The 19,522-nt window shown below is 62.2% G+C and carries 12 protein-coding genes; 5 read left to right on the top strand and 7 right to left on the bottom strand.

Annotation, left to right across the window (positions count from 1 at the left end):
• Positions 1–253: 253 nt before the first annotated feature.
• From J3361_RS28410 to J3361_RS28385, 6 genes are all read right to left on the bottom strand, one after another.
• Positions 254–1,312 (bottom strand): tetratricopeptide repeat protein, encoded by a 1,059-nt coding sequence (locus J3361_RS28410; RefSeq protein WP_207967327.1) that lies wholly within the window; start codon positions 1,310–1,312, stop codon positions 254–256.
• A gap of 297 nt (positions 1,313–1,609) precedes the next feature.
• Positions 1,610–3,034, bottom strand: coding sequence for a TolC family protein (locus tag J3361_RS28405; protein ID WP_207967326.1), 1,425 nt, complete (start codon positions 3,032–3,034; stop codon positions 1,610–1,612).
• Positions 3,031–6,210 carry an efflux RND transporter permease subunit gene (locus tag J3361_RS28400; protein ID WP_207967325.1) on the bottom strand — a complete coding sequence of 1,060 codons (3,180 nt, stop codon included), beginning with the start codon at positions 6,208–6,210 and terminating at the stop codon, positions 3,031–3,033. The genes J3361_RS28405 and J3361_RS28400 overlap by 4 nt, the downstream gene beginning before the upstream one ends.
• Positions 6,211–6,225: 15 nt before the next feature.
• A complete protein-coding gene (gene mexE, locus J3361_RS28395; RefSeq protein WP_207967324.1) occupies positions 6,226–7,479 on the bottom strand; it encodes a multidrug efflux RND transporter periplasmic adaptor subunit MexE in 1,254 nt (417 codons plus the stop codon).
• Positions 7,480–8,717: 1,238 nt separating this feature from the next.
• Positions 8,718–9,482, bottom strand: coding sequence for an ABC transporter substrate-binding protein (locus tag J3361_RS28390; protein ID WP_207967328.1), 765 nt, complete (start codon positions 9,480–9,482; stop codon positions 8,718–8,720).
• 177 nt (positions 9,483–9,659) lie between these two features.
• On the bottom strand, positions 9,660–10,544 hold the full coding sequence (locus J3361_RS28385) for a LysR family transcriptional regulator (RefSeq protein WP_207967323.1): 885 nt from the start codon (positions 10,542–10,544) through the stop codon (positions 9,660–9,662).
• A gap of 101 nt (positions 10,545–10,645) precedes the next feature.
• Here J3361_RS28385 and J3361_RS28380 point away from each other — a divergent pair, with 101 nt between their 5' ends.
• Both J3361_RS28380 and J3361_RS28375 read left to right on the top strand, forming a co-directional pair.
• Positions 10,646–11,071 (top strand): VOC family protein, encoded by a 426-nt coding sequence (locus J3361_RS28380; RefSeq protein ID WP_207967322.1) that lies wholly within the window; start codon positions 10,646–10,648, stop codon positions 11,069–11,071.
• A gap of 262 nt (positions 11,072–11,333) precedes the next feature.
• Positions 11,334–11,954 carry a TetR/AcrR family transcriptional regulator gene (locus tag J3361_RS28375; RefSeq protein ID WP_207967321.1) on the top strand — a complete coding sequence of 207 codons (621 nt, stop codon included), beginning with the start codon at positions 11,334–11,336 and terminating at the stop codon, positions 11,952–11,954.
• Between the two features lie 116 nt (positions 11,955–12,070).
• Here the strand turns inward: J3361_RS28375 and J3361_RS28370 are convergent, their stop codons facing one another.
• The gene (locus tag J3361_RS28370) at positions 12,071–13,531 is read right to left on the bottom strand and encodes a TolC family protein (RefSeq protein ID WP_207967320.1); all 1,461 of its coding nucleotides are present in this window, start codon (positions 13,529–13,531) and stop codon (positions 12,071–12,073) included.
• Positions 13,532–13,738: 207 nt separating this feature from the next.
• Between J3361_RS28370 and J3361_RS28365 the strand changes: the two genes are divergently transcribed.
• Genes J3361_RS28365 through fabF form a run of 3 tightly spaced genes read left to right on the top strand, consistent with a single transcriptional unit; the run spans position 13,739 to position 19,258 of the window.
• Entirely contained in the window at positions 13,739–14,848 is a 1,110-nt protein-coding gene (locus J3361_RS28365) for an efflux RND transporter periplasmic adaptor subunit (RefSeq protein WP_207967319.1), read from the top strand.
• Positions 14,845–17,925 (top strand): efflux RND transporter permease subunit, encoded by a 3,081-nt coding sequence (locus J3361_RS28360; protein ID WP_207967318.1) that lies wholly within the window; start codon positions 14,845–14,847, stop codon positions 17,923–17,925. Before J3361_RS28365 ends, J3361_RS28360 begins: the two co-directional genes overlap by 4 nt.
• Before the next feature lie 46 nt (positions 17,926–17,971).
• A complete protein-coding gene (gene fabF, locus J3361_RS28355; RefSeq protein WP_207967317.1) occupies positions 17,972–19,258 on the top strand; it encodes a beta-ketoacyl-ACP synthase II in 1,287 nt (428 codons plus the stop codon).
• The last annotated feature ends 264 nt before the right edge of the window (positions 19,259–19,522 follow it).

Below are 19,522 nucleotides of genomic sequence, written 5' to 3'. Positions count from 1 at the left end.
GGTGATGGCGGTCCCGCTTCCTCCGCCAACACGCGGGGTCCTGCACAACTTTTCAGTGTGCGCCGACGCCCCACAGACCCATGCCAGTCAGCTAAGAGAAAGGAGGCCGACCAGTCTTCCTGTGGCGAGGGAGGTTGCTCCCGCTGGGTCGCGAAGCGTCCCTGTTTTGGGGCTGCTGCGCAGCCCAGGGGGAGCAAGCTCCCTCGCCACGGATTGTGTGTTTGCCCAAGGTTCCACTTAACGGCTAGTCCGCCTACAAACCCTGCTGCAGCGCCGGGTCGTCAGGGTTCAATTGTTCCAGTTGCGCCAACAGGATCTGAACGTTCTGCAACTGGCCAGTCTCCTTCCAATAGTTGATCAGCAACACCCGTGCCTTGCGGTCGGCGGGGTAGCGCTGGACGATTTCCTGCAGCTGTTTCTGCGCGGCTTCCACTTCCTGCTCGTCATGCAGGGTGGTCGCCAGGTCATAGCGGTAATGGCGGTTCTCGGGCTCCAGTTCCACGGCTTTTGCCAGGCCGAGCACTGCGTATTCGCTCTGGCCGTGTTGCAGCAGCCACATGCCCAGCGCATGTTGCAGATAAGCCGACGCTGGCTGGGTTTGCAACTGTCGGGCGAGCAATTGTCGTGCGGCTTCGCCCTGGCCCTGTTTGTCCAGCACCTCGATTTGCATGACCAGCGCGGGCAGGTTGTCCGGTTGCAAACTCAAGGCCTGCTCAAGGGCCAACTGGGCTTTCTTCAATTCGGCGTTGTGCAGGTGCAGCCGGGCGAGCTGGTAGTGGGACTCAGCGGTTTTCGGGCCGTCTTCGAGCACCTGCTCCCAGGTATCGATGGCGATCTGCATCGCGCCGAAATACAAGCCAAGGTCATCCGGCGACAGGCCCAGCAGCGCGTTCACGGCGGCGAACCGAACGTTTTGATCGTCATCGTCCAGGAGCGGGCCGAGCAACAGGCTGCGCTGGCCTGTCGGTACCAGTCCGACGACGCTGCCAATGGCGGCCCGGCGCACATCCGGCGATTCGCTGTGCAGATCGGCGTCCGCCAGTTTAAGCGCTTGGGGGCTGGGGTAGTTGGGCAGTTCGGCGTGCAGCCATACGCGGCGCTTGGGCGAGAGATCCGGACGGCCCAGTTGCTGGTATAGCATCCGCGCCGCCCCTGGCTGTCCGTTGCGGGCGCTTTCCAAGGCTTCGCTGTAGCCACGCTTGATCGCCTCGGGGATCTGCGGCGTGGTGCTGCGTAGCCACACCGCGACAAGACCGATCAACAACAGGACACAGAGGCTGAGGAGCAGATAGCGGCGGCGAGGCGAGGGCATGCAGGGAATCCATTACCAGAAGCGTGAAGTGTCGCAAGCTTCGGCCAGGTGGGGGCCTGAGTCAAACCTTGTAACAGCGGTAATGACCCTGTGGGAGCGAGCCTGCTCGCGATGGCGGTGGGTCAGCGATGTTGATATTGACTGACACACCGCCATCGCGAGCAGGCTCGCTCCCACAATGGGCTCTCCCGTGGGCTTTGGGTTACAGCCGAAAAAAAGCCCCGCATCCAAATGAGAAGCGGGGCAAAAATTTGGCTGGTTGCGGCCAACCAAAGGAGCTCGGTTGAGCCGGGCGGGTCAGTTGCTGGCGACGGTTTCCGGTTGCCAGCCGCCACCCAGGGCCTTGTAGATCGCGACGATGCCGCGGTACAGGTCCACTTCGGCCTGGGCCTGGGTGTCTTCGGCCGCCAGGCGTTCACGCTGGGCGTCGAGCAGCACGAGGAAATCCACGGTGCCTTCGCGGTAGCGAATTTCGGCCAGGTCGGCGGCGGCGCGGCTCGATTCACTCTGACGGATCAGCGAGATCAGCCGCTGCTGGCGCTTGCCGTAGTCACTGAAGGCATTTTCTGATTCTTCCAGGGCCAACAGCACTTGCTGTTCGTAGTTCGCCAGGGCGCCGTCCGCCTCGGCGTCGGCACCGCGCAAGCGCGCTCGCACGCTGCCCAGGTCGAAAGCGGCCCAGGTAATGCTCGGGCCCAGCGCCCAGGCGTTGGCGGCCGAGGAGCCGATCTGCGAACCGCGTCCGGCGGTGAAGCCGAGGAAACCGCTCAAGCTGACCCGTGGGAACAGGTCGGCCTTGGCCACGCCGATGCGCGCCGTGGCGGCGGCCAGTTGGCGTTCGGCACTGAGAATGTCCGGGCGCCGTTGCAGCAGTTCACCCGGGTCGCCGATGGGCAGGGCCTTGGCGATGGCCGGCAACTGTTTCGGGCTCAGGTCGACGCTGAGTTTGTCCGGGCGTTCGCCCAGCAACGTGGCGATGCGATTGCGTTGGCGCGCCTGTTCGGCCTGCAGTTGCGGCACGCTGGCTTCCACCGAGGCCAGGCGTGCATCGGCACGGACCACGTCGAGCTGATCGCCGACGCCGGCATCACGCAGGCTTTCGGTGATCTTGCGTGAATCCTGCTGGTTCTTCAGGTTCGCCAGGGCGATCTTTTCCCGCAGTTGTGCGCCGCGCAATTGACCGTAGGCATCCACCAGCTCGGCGATCATCGTCACCTGCAACTGATAGAGATCGGCTTCGATGGCCTGTTGATCGGCATCGGTGGCTTCCAGGTTGCGCTGGATGCGCCCGAACAAGTCCAGCTCCCAGGCCATGTCCAGGCCCAGGTCGTAACGCTCGGAGTTGACCCGCTCGTCAGTCTGTCCCATTGGGTTCTGGCCTTTGCCCAGTTCGCTGCTGGCACGGCTGGTAATGGTCGGCATGGCGTCATTGCTGGCGTCATCGCGAATCGCCCGGGCGGCCCGCAAGCGGGCGAAGGCCACGCGCAACTCACGGTTGCCTTCCAGGGAACGGGTTACCAACGCGTTGAGGGTCGGGTCGTCGAACTGCTGCCACCAGACGCCTTCGAAACGGGCGCGGTCGAAGTTCTTCTGGCCGGCGGCGCCGTCGGTGGCGGTGGTGATATTCGCCGCCTCCGTTTGCGGAGCCTTGTAGTCCGGGCCTACGGCACAGGCACTCAAGGCCAACACCAGCAAGCTCGGCACGAACGCTTTCAAACTCATTGTTGCGCCTCCAGTTTCAAAGCCCGGGCCGCCTTGCGGGCCTCGCTGCGTTCGACGAAGTTGCGGATCAGTACATAGAAGACTGGGGTGAGCAGCAGACCGAAGAAGGTCACGCCGAGCATCCCGGAGAACACCGCCACACCCATGGCATGGCGCATTTCCGCACCGGCGCCGCTGGAGAACACCAGGGGCACCACGCCCATGATGAAAGCGAAGGAGGTCATCAGGATCGGCCGCAGACGCAGGCGGCACGCTTCGAGGACCGCCGCCAGCGGGTTCATGCCTTCGAGCTGTTTATCCTTGGCGAACTCGACGATCAGAATCGCGTTCTTGCAGGCAAGCCCCACCAGTACGATCAAACCGATCTGGGTAAAGATGTTGTTGTCGCCACCGGAGAGAATCACCCCGGTAATCGCCGACAGCAGGGTCATCGGTACGATCAGGATCACCGCCAGTGGCAGGCTCCAGCTTTCGTACTGCGCCGCGAGCACCAGGAACGCCAGCAGTACGCAGAGCGGGAACACGAACAGCGCGGTGTTGCCCGAGAGGATCTGCTGGTACGTCAGGTCGGTCCACTCGTACGTCATGCCGTTGGGCAGTTCGTCCTTGAGCAGTTTCTCGATAGCTTGTTCGGCCTGGCCGGAGCTGTAGCCAGGGGCGGCAGCACCGTTGATTTCAGCGGTGATGAAGCCGTTGTAGTGCATCACGCGGTCTGGGCCCGAGGTGTCGCTGACCTTGATGAAGGTCGCCAGCGGGATCATCTCGCCACGGTTGTTGCGCACCTTGAGCTGGCCGATCTGGTCCGACTCGAGACGGAACTGCTGCTCGGCCTGGACGTTGACCTGGTAGGTACGGCCGAAGCGGTTGAAGTCGTTGGCATACAGCGAGCCCAGGTAGATCTGCAGGGTGTCGAAGATGTCGCTGACGGCCACGCCGTGGGTCTTGGCTTTTTCACGGTCGATGGCGGCATCGACCTGGGGTACGTTCACGGTGTAGCTGGTGAACAATCCGGCCAGTTCCGGCACGTTGTGGCTCTTGGTGATGATGTTCATGGTTTCTTTGTACAGCTCGTCGTAGCCCAGGTTGCCCCGGTCTTCGATTTGCAGGCGGAAACCACCGATCGTGCCCAGGCCCTGTACCGGCGGCGGCGGGAAGATCGCCATGTAGGCTTCCTGGATTTCCGAGTACTTGCCGTTCAAGGCACCGGCGATGGCGCCGGCCGACATGCTCGGGTCCTTGCGCTCGTCGAAGGGCTTGAGGGTCACGAACACGATGCCGGCGTTCGGGCTGTTGGTGAAACCGTTGATCGACAGGCCCGGGAAGGCCACGGCGCTTTCAACGCCCGGTTGCTTGAGTGCCAGGTCGGACATGCGCTTGATCACATCTTCGGTGCGATCCAGGCTCGCGGCGTCCGGCAGTTGGGCGAAGGCCACCAGGTATTGCTTGTCCTGGCCGGGCACGAAGCCGGTCGGGGTAGTGGAAAAACCGAAGAACGTCAGCACCATCAGGCCCGCATAGAGCACCAGGGCAATGCCGCTGCTGCGGATCACCCGCGCGACGGTGCCCACGTAGCCATGGCTGGCGCGCTCGAAGAAACGGTTGAACGGACGGAACAACCAGCCACCGAAGAGCTTGTCGAGGAACTTGGAGAAACGGTCCTTGGGCGCGTCATGGCCTTTGAGCAATACGGCAGCCAGGGCAGGGGACAGGGTCAGGGAGTTGATCGCCGAGATCACCGTGGAGATGGCAATGGTCAGGGCGAACTGCTTATAGAACTGACCGGTCAAGCCACTAATGAACGCCGCCGGAACGAAGACCGCGCACAGCACCAGGGCGGTGGCGATGATCGGGCCGGTCACTTCGCCCATGGCGCGCTTGGTCGCCTCCACGGGGGTGAGGCCCAGTTCGATGTTTCGCTCGACGTTTTCCACCACCACGATGGCGTCGTCCACCACGATACCGATCGCCAGTACCAGGCCGAACAGCGACAGGGCGTTCAACGAGAAGCCGAACAGGTGCATCACCGCGAACGTACCGATCAGCGAAACCGGCACCGCCACCAACGGAATGATCGAGGCGCGCCAGGTCTGGAGGAACAGGATCACCACCAGCACGACGAGGATCAGGGCTTCGAACAGGGTGTGGACCACCGCTTCGATGGAGCCGCGCACGAAGATCGTCGGGTCATAGACGATGCTGTAGTCCATCCCGGCCGGGAAGCCTTTCTTCAGCTCATCCATCTTTTCGCGAACGTCGTTGGAGATCTGGATGGCGTTGGAGCCCGGACGCTGGAAGATCGGGATCGCCACCGCCGGCTGGTTGTCCAGCAGCGAACGCAAGGCGTACTGGCTGGAGCCCAGTTCGACCCGAGCGATGTCCTTCAGGCGAGTGATTTCACCGTTGGCGCCGGAACGAATGATGATGTTCTCGAACTCTTCCTCATTGACCAGGCGACCCTGGGTGTTGATCGACAGCTGGAAGGCCTGGGCATTCGGCGCCGGCGGCGCACCCAGGGCACCGGCCGCCACTTGACGGTTCTGCTCTCGGATCGCGGTGACCACGTCGGTGGCGGTCAGGTTGCGCGAGGCGGTCTTGTTCGGGTCCAGCCAGACGCGCAGGGAATAGTCGCCCATGCCGAACAGTTGCACATCACCCACGCCGCCCAGGCGCGCCAGCTCATCCTTGATGTTGAGCAGGGCGTAGTTGGACAGGTAGAGCATGTCGTAGCGTTGGTCCGGCGAGGTCAAGTGCACGACCATGGTCAGGTCGGGCGAGGCCTTGTCCACCGTGATGCCGATCCGGGTCACTTCTTCCGGCAGCTTGGGCTCGGTCCGGGTGACGCGGTTCTGCACCTGCACCTGGGCGTTGTCCAAGTCAGTGCCGAGGGCGAAGGTGATGGTCAGGGTGATCTTGCCGTCAGCGGTGGACTGCGAGGACATGTACAACATGTTCTCGACGCCGGTGATGGCTTGTTCCAGGGGCGCGGCCACGGTTTCGCCGATGACCTTGGGGTTGGCGCCCGGGAAGTTGGCGCGTACGACCACGGTCGGTGGCACGACTTCCGGGTATTCGCTGATCGGTAGCTGGAACAGCGAGATGGCGCCGGCGATCAGGATCAGCAGCGAAAGCACTGCTGCGAAGATCGGCCGCGAAATGAAGAACTGGGAAAATTTCATCTTGGATTCAGTCCCTTAGTCGCGTGGGGTCGCAGCGGCCAGTTTGCCTGCCGAGCCTGACGCCGCCTTGGAGGGCGCGACTTGGGGCAGGTTGCTGGCTTCGAGCGCTTTACGTTGTTGTGCCAGGGCGGCAATGGTTTCTTCGCTGGCCATCGGCACGGTTTCAGGCGTGACCGGTGCACCCGGACGAGCCCGTTGCAGCCCCTTGACGATGATGGTGTCGTCCTTGTTCAGGCCGCTGCGCACGATGCGCAGGCCTTCGATTTTCGGCCCCAACTCGACGGCGCGATAGGCCGGCTTGTTTTCGGCGTCCATCACCAAGACGAATTTCTTGCCCAGGTCGGTGCCCACGGCTTCGTCGTTGATCAGCACGGCAGCGTAGGTGCCGCTACCCACCAGCTTCAGACGGGCGTAGAGGCCAGGGGTGTAGGTGCCATCCTTGTTGTCGAACACGGCGCGACCACGGATGGTGCCGGTCTGGGGGTTGACCTGGTTGTCGACGAAGTTCATCTGGCCCAGGTGCGGGTTGCCGTCCTCGTTGGACAGGCCCATGTAGACCGGCGTGGCCTGGCCGCGCTGCCCCTGGCGGGCGAGTTGGGTGTACTTGAGGAAGACCCGCTCGTCGGCATCGAAGTAGGCGTAGACCTTGTCGGTGGACACGACGCTGGTCAGCGGCGTGACATCGGCGGTCACCAGGTTGCCGGCGGTGATTTCCGCCCGGCTGACGCGACCGCTGATGGGCGAGGTAACGCGGGTGAAGCTCAGGTTCAGTTTCGCCAGGTCCAGTTGCGCCTGGATGGCTGCGGCGGCGGCACGGGCTTCCTGGGCGGCGCTGGTGCGCGAATCCGCCAGTTCGGCGGAAATGGCATTGCTCAAGCGCAGGCGTTCGCCACGTTGGGCTTCATTCTCGCTGCGGGTGGCGGTGGCGCGGGCCTGGGCCAGTTGGGCTTCGAGACGACGGACTTCAGCCTGGAAGGGGCGAGGGTCGATCTGGAACAACAGGTCACCCTTCTTGACCAGCGCGCCTTCGGTGAAGGCCACTTCGTCGATCTGCCCGGAAACCCGCGGGCGGATCTCAACGGTTTCTGGCGCTTCGAGGCGACCGGTGAATTCATCCCATTCGTTGACAGGCTGCTCCAAGACCTTGGCCACACTGACTTTAGCCGGCGGCATGGACGCTGCCGTGTCGGGAGTCTTGCCGCAAGCGCTCATCACCAGCACCGCCAGCAGCGCGAGGGGAAAACGCAGTTTTGAAAGTGAATGTTCCATGGATAGCATCCGCCAATGTATTGAGAATGGGCGGATGATGCGTGGCGCAAGACAGAGGAACGAATCGAATGAAGCAAAGGTAACTATCATTCAGAATGATATAAGCCATCAATGAGACCTCTAGTCCGGATGATGCGCCGCATTTTTGGGAACCGATGGGCCCGTGGCGAGGGAGCTTGCTCCCGCTGGGCTGCGCAGCAGCCCCAAAACCAAGCACCGCGTAGCGTCAGGCAGATCGCATGCGGATTATTGGGGCCGCTTCGCGCCCCAGCGGGAGCAAGCTCCCTCGCCACGGGGTTGAGTGCTCGGCATCAGGTCTGGAAACACCCGAGTCCCCTGTGGGAGCCGAGCTTGCTCGCGATGACGGTTGCCCAGCCGACATCACCGCCAACTGACCCACCGCTATCGCGAGCAGGGTCGCTCCCAAACGGAAATTGACGGTGGACACAAACCTCGTGGCCACTCGAGAACCCAGTGGGAGGGCCATAGGGTTTTGTAGCCTCAACCAAACTGCCTTTGTGGCGAGGGAGCTTGCTCCCGCTGGGCTGCGCAGCAGCCCCAAAACCAAGCACCGCGTAGCGCCAGGCAGATCGCATGCGGATTATTGGGGCCGCTTCGCGCCCCAGCGGGAGCAAGCTCCCTCGCCACGGGGTTGAGTGCCCGGCATCAGGTCCTGAAACACCCGAGTCCCTTGTGGGAGCCGAGCTTGCTCGCGATGACGGTCGCCCAGCCGACATCACCGCCAACTGACCCACCGCTATCGCGAGCAAGCTCGCTCCCACACTGGAATTGGCGGTGGGCACAAACCTCGTGGCCACTCGAGAACCCAGTGGGAGGGCGATAGGGTTTTGTGCCCTCAACCAAACTGCCTTTGTGGCGAGGGAGCTTGCTCCCGCTGGGCTGCGCAGCAGCCCCAAAACCTAGCGCCGCGTAGCGCCAGGCAGATCGCATGCAGCTTATTGGGGCCGCTTCGCGCCCCAGCGGGAGCAAGCTCCCTCGCCACGGGGTTGAGTGCTCGGCATCAGGTCCTGAAACACCCGAGTCCCCTGTGGGAGCCGAGCTTGCTCGCGATGACGGTCGCCCAGCCGACATCACCGCCAACTGACCCACCGCTATCGCGAGCAGGGTCGCTCCCACATTGGCTTCGGCAAGTCTTGAGTCAGTGGATTGCCCAAGCGTGGGCTTTGCTTTCTGGTTATCAAGCTGATTGATGGTCGCCGGGTGAACTTGGCCCAAGCCTAATGCGGCAGATAAAGGTCATGGACACGCTTGACGGTCCCATCCGCGCGAAGCGCGTCCACCGCTTCGCGCAAATGCACGACCATTTCTGGCGAGCATTGCTTCGAACAGGCCAGGTAAAGGTCGGCGCTGCTGCCAACCTTGCTCATGAGCAATTTGCGTTTGGACACCTTCGGCCAGATGTATCGACTCTCCGGCACGCCGTTGAACCAGGCATCGATACGCCCCATCAACAGCATCTGGGCGGGATTGTCGCCGATGGCCAGCGGGTAGATCTGTTCATCACTGAAACCTTCGGCGCGCAGGATATCTTCCTGCGCACTGCCCAGGCCGACGCCGATCTTGCGGTAGGTTTCTTTCGCTTGGGCGAAGCTGCTCACCCGCCGATCGAGGCTGAAAAAGGCTCGCTCCATGGGCATGATCGAGGCGATCCAGGTGAAGCGGTCCTCACGGGGGGGGATGCGCGAAAGGGGCGCGATCAGGTGGTCATGCTCTTCACTGACATGTTTCTGTGCCCGGGCCCAGGGAAGCACATGGACCTTTACCGTGTAGCCAGCCTTGGTCATGGCTGCCACGGCGACATCGCCCACGATGCCGTAGCCCCTGGGATCGTTAACGAACGTCAGCGGCGGTGCGTCGAGAATGTGCAGTTCAATTTCCAAGGCTTCAGCGCCGGCGTTGTGCACGACCAGCAGCGGTATCAATAGACAAAGCCTGGATAGCGCCTTGGCGGGAACAGTCAAAACGTGTTTGCTCAGGCTCATGATCGATACTTCAGGCATTGGACAGTGGGCGCCATTCTACGGGTCGGCGCCGGAAACAGCGTGTTGCAGGCCGGTTTTATGTGATGCGGCGCACCCCAAGCGGGTTCGCCACAGTCGTTTTATCTGGACACGCCAGTCTGTTGCGTTGGCCTGACTGCGTGTATCTGAAGGTATAGATCATTGCGCCGATAAAAACCCAGGCGCTTGCTCCGCAATCAATTGCACCAACGTCCCCACGGGCTCGGCAAGGCTCTGCAGAGGCCGATGGACCAGTCCGACTTCCCGGTGGAAGGTATGTTCGGCGAGGTCGAGTGCGCGCACCCCCTCTGGCCACTGGCGATGGGTCGATGTTTGCGGCACCAGGGCCACTCCGACGCCGTTTTCAACCAGTTTGATGATCGCCTCCAGTTCATCCAGCTCGCTGACTTCATGCAAGGTGAAGTGCATCTTGCGCAGGAAGCGGTCCACCTGACGGCCGCCGAACGAGGCTCGGTCATAACGAATGAAGGGTTGGCTGCCAAGCAGTTCGGCCCAGTCTTCCCCCGGTAGCGCGCTCGGAACGATCAGTCGATACGGTTCAAGCGCCAGGGTCATCCAGCGCAGATCGCTTTGCAGCGAGAAGGGCGGACGGATGATGGCGGCCATGTCGATTTCGCCGGCATCCACCAGATTGATCAACTCCATCGACACCCCGGGAAGCACTCGCGTGCGGCATTGCGGACACTGTTGGTGAAACTTGGCGAGCGCGTCTGGCAGGTAAGAACGTTGCACCGAAGCGATCGCGCCAATGTTCACCAGGACACTGGGGGCATGCCCCGTCGGGCTTGCGCCAAGGTTGTCGTAGAGGCGCAGCAGTTCTTGCGCCTGCAAGAGTATTTGCTGGCCCCTTCGGTTGAGGTGGGCCGAGCGTCCTTTGCGGTCGAAAATATCGAAACCGAGTTCGGCCTCCAGGCGCTGGATCTGCGCGCTGACCGCTGCCTGGGTGAGGCCGATTTTATGACCGGCCGCAGCGAAAGTACCTTCACGGGCCACGGCGATAAGGGTCTTGAGTTCTTTAATCATACACAAATAATAATTGTGTCTTTGAGAAATATATATTGATTTTATTGTTGTGAGTCGAGCCTTACGCTAAGCCGGTCCTAACAAAAGCATCAGGAGCCGTGATGAGCCTTTCTCCCTTCCACCTCGCAATCCCTGTCTACGACCTTCCAGGCGCCCGGGCCTTTTATGGTGAAGTGTTTGGGTTGCAAGAGGGGCGCTCCAGTGCCCATTGGGTCGACTTCAACTTCTATGGTCATCAATTGGTCATCCATGAACAGCCAAAGACCGCTGCCCAGGAGAGCGTGCACAGCAACCCGGTGGATGGGCACGATGTGCCTGTTCCTCATTTCGGCATCATTCTGGGTTGGCAGGAGTGGGAAGCGCTGGCCGAGCGGTTGAAATCCTTTGGCACCGAGTTTGTGATCGAACCCTATATACGTTTCAAGGGGCAGGTGGGGGAGCAGGCCACGATGTTTCTGTTCGATCCCTGTGGCAATGCCCTGGAATTCAAGGCGTTCAAGGATATGAGCCAGCTCTTCGCTAAATAAAAGGAAGGGGCTGCTAAAGCCTATCAGTGAGGAGCAAAAGGCATAAATCTGTGGGAGCAAAGCTTGCTCGCGATAGCGGCAGAGTCGTCAATATTGTCGTCGGCTGGCTTACCGCAATCGCGAGCAAGCTCTGCTCCCACGGGTTTGCTGCTTAACCGACTGGCATTAAGGGCTGCCGGTGGTTTGATAATGGTCAGGTTGTGACGCTGTTTCAGGGTGGTCACAAGTTGTCAGCGATCTTCAGGATGCGTAAGCTGCCCCCATGAGCCAGCCATCCCTACCTTCGCCCAGTACCCGCGGCCCAGCCGACCATGACATTCGCAACCAGATTGTCGCGGCGGCCAATGAGCATTTCAGTCAATACGGTTATGGCAAGACCACGGTGTCCGACCTGGCCAAGGCTATTGGCTTTTCCAAGGCCTACATCTACAAGTTCTTCGACTCCAAGCAGGCGATTGGCGAGGCCATCTGTAGCCAGTGCCTGGCCGAAATCGTCGCGGCGGTTGAGCAGGCCATCAGTGAAGACGGGCTTTCGGCGACGGAGCGTTTTCGCCGCTTGGTCAAGACCCTGATCACCACGGGTGTGAACCTGTTTTTCAATGATCGCAAGCTCTATGACATTGCGGCGTTTTCCGCGTCGGAGCGCTGGCCCAGTTCGCAGGTCTATAACGCGCGAATCAAGAGCTTCGTATTGCAGATTGTGCGTGAAGGGCGGGAGCTTGGAGAGTTCGAGCGCAAGACGCCATTGGATGAGACAGTCGACGCGATCCATCTGGCGCTGCGGCCGTTCGTCAATCCTTTGCTGTTGCAGTACAACCTCGATTACGTCGAGGAAGCCCCCACGCTTACCTGCAATCTCATCTTGCGTAGCCTCATGCCGTGAGCGTTGACTGACGGTTGCATTCGCGCGTCAGTATTCGCTGTCAAGACTGAACCTTTCTCTGGATGAAGCCGCTATTTTGTGACCAATTAAATAGATGGTCATGGGGCTGGATCCATTCAACGAGTCACCACCGGCTGGCCTTCGCTAGGTTGCCAGCCACCGCCTAGCGCCCTGAATGCCGCCACCGCGGCCCGTGCCGATTCTGTACGTGCTTGCGCCCGGGCGTCGGAGACTTGCAACAAGGTCGCGTCGGCATTCAGGACGTCGATCAGGCTGGCCGCGCCTTTCTGATAGCCAATGAATGACGATTGGCGAGCTTGGGACAACGACGTTTCGCCCTGGGTGAGGGTGCTCGCCTGGGCTTCTCGATTCACCAGCGCTGAAAACGCGTTCTCGACGTCCTCGGTGGCGCGCAGTACGGACTGGCGGTAAGCCGCCAGCGCTTCGGCTTCCTGCCCTTTGGCCTGGTCGATTTGCGCGTCGATGCGGCCAAAGTCGAAGAGTCTCCAGCGCAAACCCAGCGCGCCCGCCGCCTCGCTGGCATCGCCGGTGAAAAGGTTGCCGGCGGAAACCGCCGTGGCGCTGCCCAGCAACGCGCTGAGGGAAAACTTCGGGTAGTACTCGGCGACGGCCTCGCCGATACGCGCATTGGAGGTGGCCAGACGACGCTCGGCCACGATCAGGTCTGGCCGGCGGCGCAGCAGATCGGCGGGGGTGCCCATTGCGGTGATCTGCGGTGCCGGAGGAATGTCGCGTCCATTTGCCAGTTGACTGCGATGAGTGCCTGGCGACGTGCCGAGCATGACATCCAGGGCATTCATGGCCGCGTCCAGTCCTGTCTGCAGCACGGGCGTCGTCGCCTGGACCTGCGAGAGGGTGCCCTCGACCTGATGAACCTGATAGCTGGCCGCAAGGCCCTTGCTGTAGAGCAGTTGGACTTTCTCCAACAGGTCCTGCTGTGTCTTGACTTGTCGGTTGGCAATGTCCAGCCGCGCCTGCAATCCCCGGGCAGTGATGTAGAGGTCGGCGGTCTGTGCGGCGATGGCCAGGCGTGTGGCCGCGACACCTGCCTCGCTGGCCTGGTACTCGGCCAGTGCCGCTTCACGCCCTCGGCGCAGGCCTCCAAAGAGGTCCATTTCCCAACTGGCGCCCAGGTTGAGTTCGTAGGCGCTGCCGTAGCGATCGTAGCCAGGCGTCGAGTCCAACACTTGGCCCAGTGGTGTTTCCACGGATTGGTACGAGCGCCCAGCTTGGCCGTTGAGGCTTCCAGAGGGCAATAACGCGGCATTGGCAGCGCCGAGGCCGGCCCGCGCCTGGGTGACACGGGCCGACGCCTGCGCGAGGTCCAGGTTCTGCGCGAGCGCCTTGGTAATGAGCTCGCTGAGCACTGGATCGGCAAAACCTTCCCACCATGTAGCCAAGCTGGCCGGCGTCGCTGCGGACCGTTGCTCGACAGATGCCTGGCCCAAATAGCGATGGGCGAGCGCGGTGTCTGGACGCTGGTAATCCGGACCGACGGTGCAGCCTGCCATCATGCTGAAGCTGACCAACCAAGCAGCGGGGCGTAGGGGCGGCATTGGGGATTCCTGGTGTCGTGGGTTTGTGACCATATTATATTGTGGTCACTTCATGTCAATGAACGTCCATGAGGCTAGGGTGCAATTGGAATTATTAAAGGCTGAGGTACGCGCTTGACTATAGTGTGAGCTGGACGGTGACCATTGACAGTATTGGTCACAAGACTGAGAATGCGATCTCTGTCCTCACTCGCCAAAAGGGAACCTATGCGCCGGCTCCGCCCCGTCACCTTTGCCGCTTGCTTGTTGCCGCTCGTCCTGACGGCGTGTGGCGATTCCTCCATCGCTAAAGATCCGCGCACGCTTGCCCCTTTGGTGCGGGTTGATGAAGTCCGGGGTTCGTCCGACGCCTCGCGTTCTTTTACTGGCGTCGTGGCGGCGCGCGTCCAGAGCGACCTGGGTTTTCGCGTGTCGGGCAAGGTGCTAGAGCGTCTGGTCGATACCGGGCAGGCGGTAAAACGCGGTCAGCCGCTCATGCGCCTCGACCCCATCGACCTGGGGTTGCAAGCCCGAGCCCAGCAAGAAGCAGTCGCTGCCGCCCGGGCCCGGGCCAAGCAGACCGCCGATGACGAGGCGCGCTATCGCGATCTGGTCGCCGCAGGCGCTATTTCCGCATCGGGTTACGACCAGATCAAAGCCGCCGCTGACACCGCCAAGGCCCAACTCAGCGCCGCCCAGGCCCAGGCTGACGTCGCCCAGAACGCATCGGGTTATGCCGTGCTGCTCGCCGATGCCGACGGGGTTGTGATGGACACGCTGGCCGAACCCGGGCAAGTCGTCAGCCCCGGGCAAACCGTGGTTCGACTGGCGCGGGCCGGTCAGCGAGAGGCCGTTGTGCAGTTGCCCGAGACCCTGCGACCTGCCGCAGGCGCCACTGCCCAGGCGACGCTTTATGGCGCCACCGCGAACCCGGTAACCGCGAAACTGAGGTTGCTTTCTGATTCGGCCGACCGCGTGACGCGCACCTTCGAGGCCCGATATGTGCTGGAAGGAGCATTGGCCAATGCACCGCTGGGGGCGACCGTCACGTTGCGTATCGCCGAAGGCTCCGCGCAACGGCGGGCACTGCAAGTGCCGATTGCCGCCATTTATGACTCGGGGAAAGGTCCTGGCGTATGGGCCATTAACGGCGAGCCGGCGAAAGTCACCTGGCGACCTGTGCAAGTCCTGGGGCTGAGCGACGACGCCGCACGCGTCACCGGCCGTCTCAACGTGGGCGAGCGCATTGTCGGGCTCGGCGCCCATCTGTTGCGCGAAGGTGAAGAAGTGCGGCTGGCGCAACCGGGTGACGTCAAGGTTGCCGAGGGCCGTCCATGAGTCTCAACCTGTCGGCACTCGCCGTTCGCGAGCGCTCCATTACCGTGTTTCTGATTTTCCTGATTGCCGTCGCGGGGACCTTGGCGTTTTTCCAATTGGGGCGCGCTGAAGACCCACCGTTTACGGTCAAGCAGTTGACCGTCATCACCGCATGGCCGGGCGCAACCGCCCAGGAAATGCAGGACCAGGTCGCCGAGCCGCTTGAAAAACGCTTGCAGGAATTGAAGTGGTACGACCGCACGGAAACCTACACCCGTCCCGGCCTGGCCTTCACCATGGTGTCGCTGGTCGATCGCACGCCACCTTCGCAGGTGCAGGAGGAGTTCTATCAGGCGCGCAAAAAACTCCAGGACGAAGCGCTCAAGTTGCCCGCGGGCGTCATCGGGCCAATGGTCAATGACGAGTTTTCCGATGTGACGTTTGCGCTGTTCGCCCTGAAAGCAAAGGGCGAGCCGCAGCGATTGCTGGTGCGTGACGCCGAAGCGTTGCGCCAGCGGCTGCTGCACGTGGCGGGGGTGAAAAAAGTCAACATCATCGGCGAGCGGGCCGAACGCATCTTCATTTCCTTCTCCCATGATCGGCTGGCCACCCTGGGCGTCTCGCCCCAGGATATCTTCGCGGCGTTGAACAGTCAGAACGCGCTCACGCCCGCCGGCTCGATCGAAACCAACGGACCGCAGGTCTTTCTTCGGGTCGACGGCGCGTTCGATAAGCTGGCGAAAATTCGCGACACGCCCCTGGCGATTCAGGGGCGTACGCTCAAGCTTTCGGACGTGGCGACCGTCGAGCGTGGCTACGAAGATCCGGCCACGTTCCTGGTGCGCAACAATGGTGAAGACGCGCTGTTGCTGGGCGTCGTGATGCGTGAAGGCTGGAACGGCCTGGACCTGGGCAAGGCCCTGGATGCGGAGACGACCAGGATCAACGCAGACATGCCCTTGGGCATGACCCTCACCAAAGTCACCGACCAATCGGTGAACATCGACTCGGCCGTCGGTGAATTCATGGTCAAATTCTTTGTTGCGCTGCTGGTTGTCATGCTCGTTTGCTTTCTCAGCATGGGCTGGCGTGTAGGGGTGGTGGTCGCAGCCGCCGTGCCGTTGACACTGGCGATAGTGTTCGTGGTCATGGCGGCCACCGGCAAGAACTTCGACCGTATCACCCTGGGGTCGCTGATCCTGGCGCTCGGGTTGTTGGTGGACGATGCCATCATCGCCATCGAAATGATGGTGGTGAAAATGGAGGAGGGCTACGACCGAATCAAGGCCTCCGCCTATGCCTGGAGCCACACCGCCGCGCCGATGTTGTCCGGTACGCTGGTGACAGCGATCGGATTCATGCCCAACGGTTTCGCCCAATCGACCGCCGGCGAGTACACCAGCAACATGTTCTGGATCGTCGGTATCGCCCTGATCGCGTCCTGGGTGGTGGCGGTAGCGTTCACCCCTTACCTGGGGGTGAAGATGTTGCCGGACATCAAGCAGGTCGAGGGTGGCCACGCAGCCATCTATAACACTCGCCACTACAATCGTTTTCGCCAGGTCCTGACCCGGGTCATCGCGCGCAAATGGTGGGTGGCCGGCACGGTGGTCACGACATTTGTCGTGGCGATTCTCGGCATGGGCCTGGTGAAGAAACAGTTCTTCCCGACCTCCGATCGCCCGGAGGTGCTGATCGAAGTGCAAATGCCTTATGGCACTTCCATCGAGCAGACCAGCGCCACCACCGCCAAGGTCGAGGCCTGGTTGCAAAAACAGGACGAGGCGAAAATTGTCACGGCCTACATCGGCCAGGGTGCGCCACGTTTCTACCTGGCGATGGCGCCGGAACTGCCCGATCCGTCGTTCGCCAAGATCGTCGTGTTGACCGACAGCCAGGAAGCGCGCGAGACCCTCAAGTTCCGTCTTCGCGAGGCGGCAGCCGAGGGGCTTGCCCCGGAGGCGCGCATCCGCGTTACGCAACTGGTGTTCGGCCCGTATTCACCGTATCCGGTTGCCTACCGGGTGATGGGACCGGATCCGTCGAAGTTGCGTGAGATCGCGGCACAGGTCCAGGGCGTCATGCAGGCGAGCCCGTTGATGCGGACCGTCAATACCGATTGGGGGGCACTGACGCCGACGTTGCATTTCACCCTGGACCAGGACCGCTTGCAGGCGGTAGGCCTGACGTCCAATGCGGTCGCGCAGCAATTGCAGTTCCTGCTGGCGGGGGTGCCGATCACGGCGGTTCGCGAGGACATCCGCTCGGTGCAGGTGGTCGGCCGTGCGGCCGGTGATATTCGCCTCGATCCGGCGAGGATCGAGGGCTTTACCCTGGTGGGTGCGGCTGGTCAGCGTATTCCGCTGTCCCAGGTGGGCGAGGTCGATGTGCGCATGGAGGATCCGATGCTTCGTCGTCGTGACCGCACCCCGACCATGACCGTGCGCGGCGACATTGCCGAAGGCTTGCAGCCACCGGACGTATCGAGCGCGATCATCAAGGCCCTGCAGCCGATCATCGACACCCTGCCGAGCGGCTATCGGATCGAGCAGGCAGGCGCCATCGAGGAGTCGGGCAAGGCCGGCAAGGCGATCGTGCCGCTGGTGCCAATCATGGTGGCCCTGACCCTGCTGATCATCATCGTGCAGGTGCGTTCGATCTCGGCCATGATCATGGTGTTCCTCACCGCGCCCCTGGGTTTGATTGGGGTGGTGCCGACGTTGCTGATCTTCCAGCAGCCGTTCGGGATCAACGCCCTGGTGGGCCTGATCGCGCTCTCGGGCATCCTGATGCGCAACACGCTGATCCTGATCGGGCAGATCCATCACAACAAACAAGAGGGGCTGGAGCCCTTCCATGCGGTCATCGAAGCCACCGTGCAACGGGCGCGTCCGGTCCTGCTGACAGCGTTGGCGGCCATCCTGGCCTTTATCCCGCTAACGCACTCGGTGTTCTGGGGCACGTTGGCCTACACGCTGATCGGCGGCACGTTCGTCGGCACCATCATGACGCTGGTGTTCCTGCCGGCGATGTACGCCATCTGGTTCAAGATCCGTCCTGACGCGCCAGTGCGCACCCCGGCAGCACCGTTGGCGTAAGCCAGCCATTCAACGAACGTCGACTGAGCAAATGAAGAGGTTTCAAATGATGACTTCCCAAGGGCAAAAACGCATCGTCGTCACTGGCGTGGGCATTGTCGGCCCGCTGGGTTGTGGCGTGGAAGAAGTCTGGCCGCGCTTGCTGGCCGGGCGCTCCGGTATTCGCCTCCTGTCTGTCGATATCACTGAGGGGACAGGTGTGGCCGTGGGCGGCCAGGTGCCGTCGTTGGAAGAAGACCCCATCGCCGGCTACGACCCCGAGCGCATCATCCCAGCCAAGGATCGCAAGAAAATGGATCGCTTCATCGAGTTCGCCCTGGTGGCGGCCGAAGAAGCGTTGCAACAGGCTGGCTGGCAACCGACCGATGCCCACGACCAGGAGCGGACGGCGACGATCATTGCCTCGGGCGTGGGTGGCTTTGGCGCGATTGCCGGTGCGGTCCGCACCACTGATGAGCGTGGTCCGCGCCGATTGTCACCGTTCACGGCGCCGGCCTTTCTCGCCAACATGGCGGCCGGGCACGTGTCCATCCGTCACGGTTTCAAAGGCCCGCTCGGTGCGCCGGTCACCGCCTGTGCGGCCGGGGTGCAGGCCATCGGCGATGCGGCCAGGCTGATCAGAAGTGGCGAGGCGGACATCGCCATTTGCGGCGGGACGGAAGCCGCGATAGATCGCGTGACCCTGGGGTGTTTTGCCGCCGCTCGCGCCTTGTCCACGGGGTTTGCCGAGCGCCCGCAAGAGGCCTCGCGGCCTTTCGATCGAGATCGCGACGGCTTTGTCATGGCCGAGGGGGCAGGGCTGCTGGTGATCGAGTCGCTGGAACATGCCCTTGCCCGCGGCGCCACGCCATTGGCGGAACTGGTGGGTTATGGCACCAGCGCCGATGCCTACCACCTGACGGCAGGTCCGGAAGACGGCAACGGCGCCCGGCGTGCGATGGAGCAGGCGTTGCGTCAGGCCGCAGTCAGTCCGGCCGATGTGCAGCATATCAATGCCCATGCGACATCCACCCAGGTTGGCGATAACGGTGAGTTGGCGGCGATTCGCTCGGTGTTCGGGCGCGGTTCCGATGTGGCGATCACCTCCACCAAGTCGGCCACTGGGCATCTGTTGGGGGCGGCGGGTGGTATCGAGGCTATTTTTACGGTGTTGGCGCTTCGGGACCAGGTCGTTCCGCCGACCCTTAATCTTGTTCATCCTGACGAGGGGGCTGCGGGGCTTGATTTGGTTGGTCTTTGTGCCAGGGAGAGGCCGATTACCCATGCGCTTTCCAATGGGTTTGGGTTTGGTGGGGTTAATGCCAGTGTGTTGTTTCGTCGTTGGGGGGCTTGAGGGTTTAGGGGGGACTGTGTGTATATCCGTTATTTCGGTAACGGCGGCTTAGGGTTCCGCCCTGACGGCGGGTCACTTTTGGAAAAGCGCCAAAAGTAACCAAAAGCGCTTTGCCCCACCACTCGGTGCCTCGCTAGGGCTCGGCATGCCCTCACTCCGGCATTGCTCCGTGGGCCCGCCGCGAAGGGCCATCCATGGCCCAGCGCGGCTATCCCGGCATCCATGCCGGGATGCCCACTGCGCAATGCCTGCGTTCGGCCAGCG

This window comes from Pseudomonas sp. OA65 (assembly GCF_017498305.1).
Classification (GTDB): Bacteria; Pseudomonadota; Gammaproteobacteria; order Pseudomonadales; family Pseudomonadaceae; genus Aquipseudomonas; species Aquipseudomonas zanjanensis.
This window is presented reverse-complemented; position numbering and strand designations above follow the sequence as displayed.